Below are 14,267 nucleotides of genomic sequence, written 5' to 3'. Positions count from 1 at the left end.
CGCTCCCTCGCTCGCACGACCGATGGACCGCGGAAGGGCCTTCCCCGCACGGGTGGGCCCTTCGCCGCAGGGTGGCTCGAGCGGAAGGCTCTCGCGTGGAGCGGCGGAGACTGCCGTTGATCCGATCGTCGATCCTGCCGATGCCGCTGACTCGAGGCGAGATCGAGGCGTTTTCCGCCCGATCGGGCGGGCGCGGAGACCGGACGAAGGCGACGAGTTTCCGCGTCGCAGCTTGAGATTCTCGTCTCATCTGCAACGCGCCGGCGCGCCGGAAGCGCCCCCGCGTGCCGCACCTGTTGAGCGCGTGCCGCACCGCCGAACGCCGTTCGCACCGCCGCCTCCGCCGCAGGGATGTCGCATCACCCTGCCGGAAAACGACTTGCGCAGCATCGGTCCTTTCACCGCGTGACCCCGGACGGTTGCGTGCTTCTTGCCCCCCACACTGGCGCTCATCCGCCCCGGCAACCCGCCGGCCCTCCTTCTACCCGCGCACCGGAGCCAACGAGTGTGCCCGCCGACATCGCGCGGCCGGAGCGGCTCCCCTCCGGCGTGACGGCGCAGACGGGAGGCGCCCCGGTGGAGTGCGCCCCGGAAGGCCTGGACTACCGGGGCGTGTTCCTGAGCGACCCGAACGCGGTGATCGCCGTGGACGCGTGGGGGCGGGTGGCCGCGGCCAACCCCGCCTGCCGCCACCTCTGGCACGCGCCCGCCGTCTCGCTGATCGAGGCCCCCTTCCTTTCGCTGATCTGGCCCGAGGACCGCACCCGCGCGCAGGAGGCGATCGACGCCGCCCGCGCCGGCGCCACCCAGGAGGTGTCGCTGGCCCTGGCGCGCCGCGACGGGCAGCGCCAGGACGCCACCGTGCGCCTGGCCGCGCTCCCCGAGGGGTGCACGCTTCTGTACCTGGTGCCCGAGCCGGCCGCCGGCGCCGCGCACGCCGCCGGCGAGATCCTGCGCCACGTGGTGGACGGGAGCGCCGCGCTCTTCTTCTACCACCAGGACGCCGAGGGGGTGCTGGAGTACGTGTCTCCCGGCGTCAGCCGCGTGCTGGGCTACGCGCCCGACGAGCTGGTGGGCACGCCGCTCTGCCGCCTGGCCGACGCGGGGCAGCCCGAGATCCCCGGCCGCGACGGGATGGGCGGCGACCACGACGGCGCGCGCGTGTCCTGCTTCCGCCACCGCAGCGGCCGCACCGTGTTCCTGGAGCTGATCGAGTCGCCCGTGCGCCGCGAGGGCGCCGAGGCGGGGGTGCAGGGGCTGGCCCGCGACGTCACCCGCCAGAAGCGGCTCGAGGAGCAGCTGGCCCACGAGGCGCTGCACGACCCGCTGACCGGCCTTCCCAACCGCGCGCTCTTCCTGGACCGCCTGCAGCACACCGCCCGCGCCGCCACCCGCGAGCCCGGGGCGCTGTTCGCGCTGCTGCTGGTGGACGTGGACGACTTCAAGCGCGTGAACGACCAGATGGGGCACGAGCTGGGCGACCGCGTGCTGATCGACATCGCCGCGCGGCTGCAGCGCTGCGTGCGACCGGGCGACACCGTGTGCCGGCTGGGCGGCGACGAGTTCACCGTGCTCCTGCACTCCATCCACGACCCGGGCGACGTGACCCGCGTGGCCGACCGGATCCGCGCCGAGCTGGTGTCGCCCTTCCGGCTGTCGCCGCACGAGCTGTTCGTGTCGACCAGCATCGGCATCGCCGTGAGCTCCACCGCGGGGAACGACCTGGGCGAGCTGATGCGCCAGGCCGACACCGCGCTGTACCGCGCCAAGGAGGGCGGCAAGGCGCGCTACGAGCTGTTCGACCGCGAGATGCACGAGAGCACGCTGGCGCGGCTGCAGCTCGAGTCCGATCTCCGCACGGCCGTGCGCGGCGACGGGCTGACGCTGCAGTACCAGCCGGTGATCTCGGTGGAGACGGGGCACATCACCTCGTTCGAGGCGCTGGTGCGCTGGCGCCACCCCGAGCGGGGAACCCTCTCGGCCGGCCAGTTCGTGCCGGTGGCCGAGGACACGGGGCTGGTGGCCGCGATCGACCGCTGGGTGCTGCGCGAGGCCTGCCGGCAGCTGTACGCCTGGCAGCGCCAGTTCGGCGACCGCTCGCCGCGGGTCAGCGTGAACGTGTCGGTGCGCGAGCTGCTGTCGCCCGACGGGGTCGAGAACGTGCGCCGCGTGCTGGCCGAGACCGGCGCCAAGCCGTCGCTGCTGCGCCTGGAGGTGTCGGAGGCGGTGCTCGGCGACCCGCGCGTGGAAGAGGTCCTCCGCGGCCTGCGCGCGCTGGGCGTGGTGGTGCAGGTGGACCAGTACGGCACGGTGGGCTCGACGCCCGGCTCGCTGTGGCGGCTGGAGGTGGACGCGGTGAAGGTGCACCGCTCGGTGCTGGCGCAGTCGGCGGCCGACCCCGAGGTGCTGCGCGCCATCGTGAGCCTGGCGCACGCGCTGAACCTCCCCGTGGTGGCCAGCGGGGTGGAGACCGAGGAGCAGATGGGAAGCCTGCGCGACCTGGGGTGCGACTTCGTGCAGGGCTTCTTCGTGGGCGGCCCGGTGGACGCCGAGGAGGCCCGGCGGATGGTGACCGCGGGACAGCCGCTGTAGCCATGCCGCCACAATCGTCGCGCCTCGCGCGCATCACGCGCGGGCGCGAGTGCAGTCCCGAAGCCGAAAAAAGTGCTGGCGCGGGCCTTGCCGACAGGCCAGGCAATCCCCTGCATTCACCTGGCTCCGCCAATCGTTTGGGGCCAGGCGTGGAGCGCGAGGGGAGCGGAAGTTTACACCACCCTTGCGCGGACGCGGCGGCGACCTTTTCTTCCCGCCGCACCCCCACGACTCACACGAGGCGTCCATGAACCCCATCCGCCTGCACATCCTGGAGCGGGAAATCGAGAGCCTTTGCACGCTGGCGCTCGAGACCGCCGACGAGCTGGAGTCGCGCGCTCCAGGGGCCGACGACGCCGACGCGGCCGTGCTGGCGCAGGCGGTGGCGCACCTGGCGCTCAAGATCTCGTACCTGCTGTGGCGCTTCGGGCGCCGCGCCAGCGACCGCTACGCCTCGGCCGAGGCCGACCACCTGCTGGGGCGGCTGGGGCTGGGCGAGGCCTCGCCGCTGGCGCCCAACCACATGGCCCCGTTCGGCGACCTGCTGACCATGTCGAGCGGCGAGCTGCTGCGCTCGGTGGACGCGTCGATGATGACGGTGACGGTGCGCGGCGTCACCCGCTCGCTCCGCCCCGTGGTCGCCGCGCTGGCGCGGGTGGCGGCCGAGCTGGGCGTCGAGAGCGCCAGCCACCGCCCCATGGCCGGTGGCACCGTGGTCGGCTGACCGCACGCCTCGCCTCGTCCCCCCGAGGCCACCGCCGCCGCCGCGCACCACGCGCGGCGGCGGCTTCTCGTTGGATCTCATTCCAGTTCGGACCTCGTGTCGACCGACCTGGGAATGCACGGCAAGCGACCGCACCTGTTGCGGCGCTGCGACGGCGGTGCAGGCGCACCACGACCAGTGTTGCGGGCGGCCCACAAACGTGCGCCACACCACGCGGCCCGCACGATCCTCAAATCTCCATAAGTCGTTGCTGTGTCACGCGATGAGAAGCAGTGCCGGAGGATGCCCCACCGGGCCTCGCGAGGGCGCGGGCATTGCGGTGGGAGCATGGCGCAAGGCTCTGCCCCGATCGGGCGGGGCATCCGCCCGCGGTTGCAGGCATCCCCTCCGGACTCACCTCTTCGACCCGTCCGGCGCCCGCCGCACCCCTCTTACGCGCGGAGGTAGTGAATGCGCAGAAAAGCCGTAGCCGCGGCGGTGCTCGCGCTTTGCGCGGCAACCGCCAATCCCGCCCACGCCGACCCGAACTACAGGGAGTGGCTGAACATCTGTGGGCCGGGGCTTCCGGGCCTCACCACCTGCGGATCGGTGAAGCTGCTGGTGTCGGGCACCACCGTCACCCTGTCGATCCAGAACCTGTCGGGGCTGTACGGCTCGTACCAGAACTTCGTGTGGACCTCGATCTCGTTCTTCAACCTGAACGAGGACAACCTGATCCCCGACGCGGTGGAGGGGACGGTCACCACGATGGACGGCCCGTACCGCACCTCGAACTCGTCGAACCCGCCGCCCAAGTGGAAGATCACGAACGTCCCCGGCTCCGGCGGCGCGTTCGGGCTGGACTTCGACGCGGGAGTGAACGGGAACGACGGGTCGATCGCCAGCAGCTGCGGCAACGCGCTGCCCGGCGGCGGGAACGACCTGTGGATGACGCCCACCTGCGGCACCTCGGGCGTCAGCAACCTGGGCGGCGGTGACTGGGTGGTCATGACCTTCAGCATGACCGGCGCCTGGGACCTGGACCTGACCAACACGCAGATCCAGATCCACGCCCAGAGCGACCTGGGGTCGGTGAAGTGCACCACCAGCGTGGACTGCGATCCGGGCGTTACCACGCCCGAGCCGGTGACGCTGGCGCTGGTGGGGACCGGGCTGGCCGGGCTGGCGGGCGCGTATCGCCGCCGCCGGCGCCGTGAAGACGCGAAGGGCGGCGGCACGGCCGCAGCCTGAGGCGTGACGGTTCGTACCAGGGCGCGGGGCGGCATTCGCCGTCCCGCGCCTTGCATCGGCCGGGGACTTCCCACCCCGGGTCCTCCGCGCCGTCGGTCGTGGTCCGGTTGTGCCACACCCCTCCCCTGCTCCCGCATGCCCGACGAGCTCCGCGCGCCCGCCGTCCCGCTCTTTCCCCGCGCCGCGGCGGAGCGCGCCGCGTCTCCACCCGCTGCGCCCGGGCCCGAGGCCGAGGCGCAGCTTTCCGCGTTCCTGGCGCACGAGCTGGCCACGCCCGTGTCCACGCTGGTGGGGCTGCTCTACCTGCTGGCCGAGGAGCGGCTGGCGGGGCGCGCGGGCGACCTGGCCGAGCGCGCGTTCGCGGCCGCGGGCGAGGTGGCGCGCGCCGTCCACGAGCTGCGCGCGCTTCCCGGCGGGATGCCGCTGGACGTGGTCGACGCCGGCGACGCGGCGGCCGAGGCGGTGCGCGGCGTGGCGCACCCGTCCGCGGCGGTGCTGGAGATGGCGCTTCCCGTGCCGGGCGAGCGGGTGCGGGTGCGCGGGAACCACGCGCTGCTGGTGCGGGCGGTCCGCAACCTGGTGCTGAACGCCGTCGAGGCGGTCGGCTCCGGCGGATCGGCCGGCGTGGTGGTGCGCGCGGCGGGCGACCGGGTGCGGATCTCGGTGTGGGACGACGGGCCGGGGATCGCGCCCGAGCACCTTCCCGGGCTGTTCACGCGGCCGTTCACCACGCGGCCGGGCGGGAGCGGGCTGGGGTTGCTGCTGGTGCGGCAGATCGTCGAGGGCGTGCACGGCGGGACCATCGCGCTGCGGCCGCGCGCGCCTCGCGGTTCGATCTTCCGCATCGAGGTTCCGCGCGTGGACTGAGTTCGATGGTCTCACGCAGAGTCAGCAGGGTCAGCAGAGAAAAGCTGCAGTTCTCTGCTGACCCTGCTGACTCTGCGTGAGACTCGCTGTTTCCTCGGATCTAGCGGCACGGGATCAGAGAAACGGAATCACAGGGAAACTCAGCGCTGAGTTCTCTGTGGCTCCGTCTTCCTCTGTGCCCTGTGTGTGATCTTCTTTTCGATGAGATCCGGCCCCGGACACGTCGTCGCGTCCGGGGCCGGATCTCGCCGTGATCGATCGCGATCTACGGCGTCGGGGTGGCGGTGGCCTCGTTGCCGTAGGGCGAGCACCCGGCGGCGTTGCAGGCGCGCACCCGGTACGTCTGCGGCGTGCCCGCGGGGAGCGGCGCGTCGTGGTACGTCACCACGTCGCCGCCGGTCTGCGCCAGGTCCACGAAGGTGCCGCCCGAGTTCTTGCGCTGGATCTCGAAGCGCGACTCCACCCGCGACTGGTCGCGCCACCCGAGGTCGATGGCCAGCGACCGCGCGATCGCCTGCAGCTGCGTGGGCGCCGCTGGGACGGTGGCCACCGTCACCTCGTCGGTCCACGCGGAGCAGACGAGGCCGTTGCAGGCACGCACGCGGTAGCCGTAGAACGAGTTCCCCAGCACCGGGTCGGTCAGCCCCGTCGCGTTCGGACCCGGGTTGGCCACCCGGCCGAAGAACGGCGTGCCGCCGCCGCGGCGGTCCACCTGGAAGCCGGTCTCGTTGCCGCTGGCGTCGGTCCATCCCAGCGTGACCGTCGAGTCCACCGCCGACACGGTCACGTTCGTGGGCACCGCCGGCGCGAACGGCGACGTGAGGGTGGTGATCTCCAGGTCCGCGTTCTCGCGCGGCACCAGCACCCACTTCCCCGCCGTGGATGACGGCACCAGCAGGCCGGAGAGGTTCATCACCACCCCCGGCTGGAAGGGGAGCGGGGTGACGTGCACGCCCACGCCCAGGCGCACGTCCAGCGGGCCCGAGCCGTCGTCCACGCGCAGGTAGCCCACGCCGTCGACGAAGAGCGAGTCGAGGATGGTGGCCGCGGCGACGTGCACCGCCGCGGCGTCGAGCGTGCCGCCGCTGGCCCCGGCCGCGGCCCCGCTCGCCACCGGCGGCGGCGCGGGAACGGCGAGGGCGGAGAGCGGGATGATGGAGGCCGAGTCGAGGATCGGCAGCGTTCCCGCCCGCGCGGTGCGCCCGACCACGCGCACGCTGTCGCCCGCCAGGTCCACCGGCGGGTTCGGCGCGCCGATCGTGGCCTTCGGCGCGCGGATCGCCCGGCTGCCGTCCCAGAAGAAGGCGGTGTCGCCCACCAGGCCCACCACGCGCGCGGCGAACAGCACCGGCGTTCCCGCCGGCGCCGCGCGCACCTGCGCGATCGTGCGCAGCGGATACGCCAGCTGCAGCCGCACCTGCGGCGCCAGCGAGTCCGAGAAGGCCACGGTGATGGTGCTGTCCTGCCCCTGCGTCACCCGCACGCTGTCGCCGAGCTGCGCCGCGTCCACGCGGATGCGGTAGCGGCCCACGGGAACGTCTTCGAACAGGTAGAGCCCGGTGGAGTCGGTGGTGACCGTGGCGGCCACGCTCCCCGACGAGAGCTCGACCAGCGAGACGGAGAGGTTGCGGTACGGCCGGTCGCCGCCGTCCAGCACGCCGCTGCCGTTGCGGTCGAGGTAGGCGAAGCCGGCAGCCTTCCCCACGCCCGTGATGGACACGGGGTCGGGGACGGACTCGCAGGCGGCGAGGGCGGCGAGCGCCAGGGCGGCGAGGGTGGCGGGGCGGCGCATTGTCAGTAGGCGAGCTGAAGGCCGATGCGCACCGTGCGCCCGGTGGCGCGGCGCAGGAGGGGCTCCCCGAAGCCGGGGTTGGCCACGAGCGGAACCACCACGCGCCCCTGCGCGTCGGTGGAGAGCGCGCGGGCCGGGTCCACGAGGTACAGCGCGGCGTCCACCGGCCCGCGCTCGCCACCGACCAGGTTCAGTCCGTCGATGGTGAGCCGCGCCGCGTGGTTCCCGCTGCGCAGCACGTCCACCCCCAGCCGCAGGTCGAGCGACTGCACGGTCGGCCCGCGGCAGCCGTTGCGCACCGCGAAGCCGCCCTGCTGCGACGACAGGCACGACCAGCCCGCGGCCACCTCGGAGTAGCCGGGGACGGACGGATCGACGAAGGCGGGGTCGTTGCTGGCCGAGCCGTCGCCGTTGGCGTCCACGCCGGCGCGGAAGCCGGCGGTGAACGGATCGCCCGAGCGCGCGCGGTAGACGGCGGCCAGCGACGGCGCCCATCTCCCCCCGCCGCGCAGCTCGGCCAGCAGCACGCCCCGGTGCGGCACGTCGAGCGACGAGCGCCCCTCGCTCCAGTCCGCGCCGTCGGCCAGGAAGGGAACGGGGAGGTCGCCCGGCGCCGAGACGCCGGCGGTGAGCAGGTTGTCGCGCGTGCGGGAGAAGGTGTAGCCGGCCATCAGCCGCAGCCCCGTGGCCGGGCGCCGCTCGATGGCCACGGTGGCCGCGGCCCACTCCATCCACCCGTCCAGGTCGATGGCGCTCACCCGGTCGAAGTCGGTGAAGCGGCGCCCCGTCCCCGGCTGGGCCAGGAGGAGCGTCCCCCGCTGCACCAGCGTGCCGAAGAGCGGGCGCCCGTACTGGTCCTGCGCCGTGGGCCCGGGAAGGAGGTTCAGGTCCGCGCGGCGCGGGAGGAAGTCCGTCCTGCGCCACTCCGCGCCCACGTGCAGCGTCGTGGCGCCGGGGAGGGCGTGGCTGAGCGAGAGCCCGGCGCGCGCGGCGCGGGGCGGCCCCCACTCGGGCGTGAGCAGCGTGAGCGTGCGCGTGGTGCCGGGGACCGCCGCCGAGTCCGGCGCCGCGCCCCAGGTCCAGGGGACGTCCACCCCGCGGCGGATGCGCAGCGCGGCGCTGCTTCCCACCGCCTCGGCCAGCACGCCGGGGTCGGACTCGCCGGTGTAGACGCCGCCCTCCGCGCGCAGCCGCCACGCGCCGCCCGCGGGAGCGATGGTGAGCGACCCGCGCGGCGCGATGCGGTTGGCGTTGGGGCGCACCGACGAGGTGGCGATCCCCGTACGCACGCCCCAGTCGAGATCGAGGGGGATGTCGCTCGCGGGGATCTTCTCCATGTCCCAGCGCACGCCCAGCGCCAGCTCGATCCCCGGCCGCGGCGTCCAGGTGTCCTGCGCGAACGCCCATACGCGGGGGACGGAGAAGGAGACCGACGGCGACGCGCCCAGCGTCTGCGCGAACACGCCCAGCCCGCGCGCGAAGTCGTCGGTGCCCGAGAAGGTGAACTCGCCGGTGGCGCCGGGGGCGAACGCGCGGTCGTGGTTCACCAGCTCGCCGCCGCCGCCCGCCTTGAACAGGTGCCGTCCCGCGCGGACGTGCGCCACCGCCGTTCCGCCCGACGACATCCGCGAGAACTTGCCGGGAAAGCCTTCGTGCGCGCCGAAGCCCAGCGCGCCCGAGACGATGCGGGTGAGCGCGAACGCCGTGTCGCCCGAGTCGTAGCTGCGCGTGCTGTTCTCGAAGGTCCCGCGGAGCTCGATGCCGATGTCGTTGTCGACCGGCACCGCCAGCGCGGCGGAGGCCAGGAGGTCGCTCCCCTTCGCGCTGCCGCCACCCTCGGCCAGGTCGGTGAAGGCGCGCCGCTCGGGGGTCAGCAGGGTCGATCCCGCCGCGCGGACGGAGAACGCCTGCCCCCCCGCCGAGCGCCAGTCGAAGCGCGCGAAGGCCGAGCCCAGCTCCGTCTTCACCCGCTCCGGCGTGCCCGCCAGCGCCACGCCGAACGAATCGAGCGCCACCGTGGCGACGGTGGACGCGAACTCGCCCGCGCGGGAGGAAAGCTGCAGCGGCGTGTCGAGCGAGCGCACCTCGGCGCCCAGCACGAACTCGCCCGCGCCCTGCCCCAGCGGCCCGCCGAGGGTCGCCCCGCCCTCGAGGCCCGAGTGCGAGCCGCCCGACGCGAAGCCGTCGGCGGCCGGCAGCGACCCGCCCGACCACCACGCGCCCGCGTCGGCCGCGAAGGCGCGGCCGCCGCGGCGGGTGAAGGCGTGCAGCGTGGCCGGCGCGGCACCGCCCCACTCCACGTCGGCGGGGGCGGACAGGACCTCGGCGCGCTCCAGGAAGCGCCAGGCGAAGGCCGCGGTTCCCAGCGGGTCGGGGAAGCCGGCGGGAAGCGGGACCGCGCGGAAGGGGACGCCGTCGACCACCACGCGCCGCGCGGAGAAGAGGTCACCGCCCGGGGCGAGAAGCGGCGCGAAGGAGAGGACGGTGCCGAGTTCGCGCCGCTCGGCGGGGAGCGCGTCGAGGTCGCCCGCGGCGAAGCGCAGCGCCGAGGGCGGCCCGAAGCCGCCGCGCACGCCGGCGCGGAAGGGAACGGCCTCCACGCGGTCGGCCGCAGCCGCGGCGGTCAGCGCCGCGTCGAGCTGCGTGGTCTGGCCGGGAGAGACGGGAACGCCGGTGACGCGAAGGGGCTGGAAGCCGATCCGCTCCACCAGCACGTCGTAGGTGCCGGGCGGAAGGAGCCGCACGCCGAAGCCGCCGCCGCCGTCGGTGTTGGCGGTGCGGGCGACGCCGCCGGGCGCCTCGGTGATGGTGACCAGCGCGCCGGCGACGGGGGTGCCGCGCGGGTCGCGCGCCACCCCCGCCAGGGCGCCGGCCGTCAGGCTCTGCGCGCGGAGGGGAGGCGCGACGGCGAGGCAGGCCGCCAGGAGCGGCACCGTGGAACGGCGGGCGAGGAATGCCATGAGGGGAGGCCGCAGGGAAAGGAGCCGGATGCTGCAGCGGGAACAGCGGCCCCCGAACCGGGCAGGGGGCGTGCCCCCGACGCTCCAATCCCGGATATCGACACGGAATCCGTGCACCGCCGCGCCTTTCGCGCGTTCCGGCTCCTTCGTCGCACGGGCACGACGCCCGTGGTGTGGTCGCAACACCCGTTGCGCATCCCCGACAATCCCCGGACGGCGCGGAGAGGCGCGTGGCGATTGGGCTTCGCGCAAGCGGGCGAATCTCCCGGCGAACCGGCACGGAAGTTCCCGCCGGACGGGCATTCGCGCCCGCCCACCTTCCGCATCCCACCGCCGTGAACGCCTCCACCCCGCTCGACACGGGCGTCGCCGCCCGCCGGGAGGGCCTTCTCCGCGCCACGCTGGCCTGGCCGCCGCTGCGCCGCACGCTGAAGTGGGTGCGGCACGCGCCCGAGCGCGCGCTGCACACCGGCCGGCGCCGCGCCGCGCTGCGGCAGCTGCGGGAGCGCGGTCTTCCCGCGTCCGTGCTCTTCCTCTGCCAGGGGAACATCTGCCGGAGCCCGTACGCGGCGGGGGCCTTTCTCCGCGCGCTCCCCGACCTGCCGCGCGCGCGGGTGAAGGTGAGCTCGGCGGGGTTCATCGGCCCCGACCGCCCCGCCCCGGCCGAGGCGCTGGCCGCCGCCCGCGCGCGCGGGATCGACCTCTCCGCGCACCGCTCATCGCTCCTGTCGCGCGAGCGGGTGGACGCGACGGCGCTGGTGGTGGTGATGACGCCCGAGCAGGCGCGCGCCGTGATCCGCGGCTTCGACCGCGAGCCGGCGGACGTGGTCGTGCTCGGGGACCTGGATCCCGAGCCGATCGAGACGCGCTCCATCTCCGACCCGTGGGGGCGCCGCACGGACGCGTACATCCGCAGCTACGAGCGCATCGACCGCTGCATCCGCGAGCTCGCGCGCGCTCTCTCCGATCACCGGTTCACCTGACCCACGGCATCGACGGGATTCGATCTCTATCCCGCCTCGATTCCGATCACCGGATCGCGATCTCCGGGGTCCCGATCGCCCGATCTAATCTCCTTCCCGATCTCCCGATCCCCAGATTCGATCCGCGATCATGATCTCCTGATCACCCTCTCCCCGAAACGGATCATCCCGGCGGTTCAGGAGCACGACCCGAATCGATCTCTTCATCGATCGAAAACACCAGCGACTGCTCCGTTCGCGCCGCTCCATTTGTGTAGATTTCGCGCACTCCGCGCCACGGCGTTCCGCCCTCCACTGTTGCGGGACTGTCACGGTGCGGCGTTGCGGGCAGCGCGCGGTTGTGGCGGCGGCGCGACACCCGGGGCAGGAAAATCCTTGGTTTCACATGCATTTAGAGGTGGTATCGGCGTTGCTTCGGGGTGCGGCGAAGACGTTCCGTCTGCATTCGTGCCGAGCCGGCGCCGCATGGCGGTTTCCGAGCGGCCCGGCCTGTCGCCACCCACGAGGTCCTCATGGCCCTCCGCCCCATCATCCTGCCGCGCCTGCTGCTGGCCGCCGCCTTCGCCACGGTGGCCCCGCTGGCCGCGCAGGGTCCGTCCGAGTCCGCGGCCGACGGCGGTGACGCCGGCGCGTCCACGGCGGCCCCCGCACCCGCGCACGCGGCGCCGGCCACGCTGGCGCTCGCGTCCGCGCCCGCGGGGGTGCGCACGGGCCAGCCCGCCACGCTGGGCGACTACTTCGCCAGCTTCGTCCAGCAGGCCCGGTTCGACGCCGCCCCGCAGGACGCGGTGGATCCCGACACGCTGAAGTACCGCGTGTGCAAGGACCTCACGATCTGCTACGTGGCCGCGCGCCCGCCCCGGGTCGACGCCGTGGCCATCAACGCCGTGCGCCCGATCGCGCTGCCGCCGCCGACCGCGGTGGAGCCGGTGGCCATCGAGAAGCGGGGGTTCCCCTGGTTCTGGGGCTTCATCCCCCTGATCGGCGGCGGGATCGTCATTGGCGGCGGGGACAGCAACGACTCCCCGCCACCGCCGCCGCCGCCGCCACCACCGCCACCGCCGCCGCCGCCGCCGCCGCCACCGCCGCCGCCGCCGCCGCCGCCGCCCCCTCCCCCACCGCCGCCGCCTCCGCCGCCGGTGGTGCCGGAGCCGTCGACGCTGATCCTGGTGGGCTCGGGGCTGGCCGCCGTGGCCGCGGCGCGCCGGCGGAAGAAGCAGCGTGACACGTCGCGCCGCGACACGGAAGGCGACGGCCAGTAGGCCGGTTGGAACGAAGAAGCGCGGGGCGGCCGGGCGCATCGTCGCGCACCCGGCCGCCGCGCCCGTTCAGTGAAGAGCCCGATGCGCATCCCCACCCTGCTCCCCGCGCTCGCGGGGCTCGCCCTCGCCGCAACCCAGGCCGCCGCGCAGCCCGCGCTGCTGGGCCGGTCGGTGCTCCCCGGCCCCGAGGCCGCGCCGGGCCCCGTCACCCCGCTGCGCCAGCAGGCCATCAGCGCGCCCGGGCTGCGCGTGCTGGTGTCGGTGGACGACCGCCAGCTCTGGCTGATGGACGGGCAGACGATGCTCTACACCGCGCCGGTGGCCGTCGGCAAGGAGGTGGTGATGGAGTACGAGGGGCAGTCGTGGGACTTCACCACCCCCCGCGGGGTGCGCCGGGTGATCGGCAAGGAGCGCAACCCGATGTGGTCGGCGCCCGACTGGCACTACATCGAACTGGCGGCGCTGCAGGGATGGAAGCTGGTCTGGCTGCGCGGCGGCCAGCGCGTCCCCGTCGCCGAGGGGGGATACGTGACCACGCGCGGAGGCGTGGTCGGCCGCGTGGCGCCGGACGGGAGCTGGCACCCGGTGGCCCGCGGCGACGAGGCGGTGTTCGGCGACACCCTCTTCGCGCCGCCGCCGGGGAGCGTGAACCGCAGCATGCCGGGGATCCTGGGCAACTACAAGCTCGACACCGGCAACGGCATCTACCTGCACGGCACCCCCGAGGAGGCGTCGGTGGGCCGGCCGGCCACGCACGGCTGCATGCGCCTGCTGGATTCGGATCTCGAGTTCCTCTACCGCAGCGTCCCGGTCGGCACCCCGGTGTACGTCTACTGAGCGTCCCCCCCGGCGGCCGGCCTGGCCAGTCGCGCGAGCGCCGCGCCCGCCATCATCCCCACGCCCGCTCCCGCCCATTCCAGCGCCGGCGTGCCCGCCAGCATCCCCGCCACGGGGATGACGGCGAGCGCGCCGAGCGCGCTGGCGGCCGCGACCGCGGAGATCCGGCCGCGGCGGAACCAGAATCCCAACGGAAGGAAGAGGAGCGCCACCCACGCCGCGTCCGCCAGCGCGCCGAACCGCGCCGCCAGCGCGTCGGGATAGGCGAGCACCGACCAGCCGCCGCCCGCCGTCGCGCCCAGCCCGCAGCGCTGCCGCGAGCCTGCCCGTGCGCACCAGGTGCCCCGATCGCGCACGGCGACCGGGGGATCCGCCGCGTCCGCCGCTGTCCCCGCGTACGCATCGCGCCAGCGCACGACCGGCTGGTCGAGCCGGACCCGCGCCGCGCGAGTGTAGACGTGGAGCACGACGTCGTCTCCCTCCCGCGTCCCGGTCACCCTGCGCTGCGAGCCCGCGGGCGGCGCGAGCAGCACCCCCGTCGCCGCAACGGCGATCCACACCAGCGCGGCCCAGGCGAGCGACAGCCGCCCCGCCGCGCGCCGCTGGAGACGCAGCCACGCCGCCCGCGAGCGCGCCAGGGCCACGCCCGCCGCCGCGCCGAGGGTGTTGAAGAGGAGATCGCTCAATGCCGGATCGCGTCCGGGGATCCACAACTGCGCGACCTCGACGCCCAGCGACATCGCCGCGCACGCCGCCACGGTGGCCGCGGAGGCGCGGAACCATCCCGCCGCCGCCATCCCCACGGGAACGAAGAGGAGGAGGTTGCGCAGCGCGTCCGCCACCCCGCGCTCGCCACACGCGACGCAGAAGGAGACGGCGGCGCCCTCGCCCGGCTGCTGCACCAGCACCGCCGCCAGCACGGCGGCGACGACGGCGAGGGAGGCCAGACGCTGCAGCCGATCAGGCGATTTCAAGCGAGACGGGGAGATCAGGATCGTCGGTTCGAGGGGGTGTTGCATC

At 74.4% G+C, this 14,267-nt stretch carries 10 protein-coding genes; 7 read left to right on the top strand and 3 right to left on the bottom strand.

Annotation, left to right across the window (positions count from 1 at the left end):
• The first annotated feature begins 507 nt into the window (after positions 1-507).
• The 4 genes from VF092_25450 to VF092_25435 all read left to right on the top strand — a co-directional run bounded on the left by VF092_25450 (position 508) and on the right by VF092_25435 (position 5,413).
• On the top strand, positions 508-2,592 hold the full coding sequence (locus VF092_25450; protein HEX6750658.1) for an EAL domain-containing protein: 2,085 nt from the start codon (positions 508-510) through the stop codon (positions 2,590-2,592).
• Between the two features lie 247 nt (positions 2,593-2,839).
• Positions 2,840-3,316, top strand: coding sequence for a hypothetical protein (locus VF092_25445; protein HEX6750657.1), 477 nt, complete (start codon positions 2,840-2,842; stop codon positions 3,314-3,316).
• A 450-nt stretch (positions 3,317-3,766) separates the two neighbouring features.
• Positions 3,767-4,546, top strand: a complete 780-nt coding sequence (locus VF092_25440) for a PEP-CTERM sorting domain-containing protein (GenBank protein HEX6750656.1) — start codon at positions 3,767-3,769, stop codon at positions 4,544-4,546.
• A gap of 135 nt (positions 4,547-4,681) precedes the next feature.
• Positions 4,682-5,413 (top strand): HAMP domain-containing sensor histidine kinase, encoded by a 732-nt coding sequence (locus VF092_25435; GenBank protein HEX6750655.1) that lies wholly within the window; start codon positions 4,682-4,684, stop codon positions 5,411-5,413.
• Positions 5,414-5,678: 265 nt separating this feature from the next.
• Here the strand turns inward: VF092_25435 and VF092_25430 are convergent, their stop codons facing one another.
• A complete protein-coding gene (locus VF092_25430) occupies positions 5,679-7,205 on the bottom strand; it encodes an SdrD B-like domain-containing protein (protein ID HEX6750654.1) in 1,527 nt (508 codons plus the stop codon).
• 2 nt (positions 7,206-7,207) lie between these two features.
• Positions 7,208-10,165 carry a carboxypeptidase regulatory-like domain-containing protein gene (locus VF092_25425; protein HEX6750653.1) on the bottom strand — a complete coding sequence of 986 codons (2,958 nt, stop codon included), beginning with the start codon at positions 10,163-10,165 and terminating at the stop codon, positions 7,208-7,210.
• Positions 10,166-10,500: 335 nt separating this feature from the next.
• Here VF092_25425 and VF092_25420 point away from each other — a divergent pair, with 335 nt between their 5' ends.
• The 3 genes from VF092_25420 to VF092_25410 all read left to right on the top strand — a co-directional run bounded on the left by VF092_25420 (position 10,501) and on the right by VF092_25410 (position 13,247).
• A complete protein-coding gene (locus VF092_25420; GenBank protein HEX6750652.1) occupies positions 10,501-11,148 on the top strand; it encodes a hypothetical protein in 648 nt (215 codons plus the stop codon).
• 512 nt (positions 11,149-11,660) lie between these two features.
• Entirely contained in the window at positions 11,661-12,410 is a 750-nt protein-coding gene (locus VF092_25415; protein ID HEX6750651.1) for a PEP-CTERM sorting domain-containing protein, read from the top strand.
• A gap of 81 nt (positions 12,411-12,491) precedes the next feature.
• Positions 12,492-13,247, top strand: a complete 756-nt coding sequence (locus VF092_25410) for a L,D-transpeptidase (GenBank protein HEX6750650.1) — start codon at positions 12,492-12,494, stop codon at positions 13,245-13,247.
• Here the strand turns inward: VF092_25410 and VF092_25405 are convergent.
• On the bottom strand, positions 13,241-14,221 hold the full coding sequence (locus VF092_25405) for a VanZ family protein (GenBank protein HEX6750649.1): 981 nt from the start codon (positions 14,219-14,221) through the stop codon (positions 13,241-13,243). The genes VF092_25410 and VF092_25405 overlap by 7 nt on opposite strands.
• Between the last annotated feature and the right edge of the window lie 46 nt (positions 14,222-14,267).

This window comes from Longimicrobium sp. (genome assembly GCA_036377595.1).
Taxonomy (GTDB): domain Bacteria; phylum Gemmatimonadota; class Gemmatimonadetes; order Longimicrobiales; family Longimicrobiaceae; genus Longimicrobium.
The sequence above is the reverse complement of the archived record's forward strand: the minus strand, read 5'-3'. Positions and strand labels throughout refer to the sequence as shown.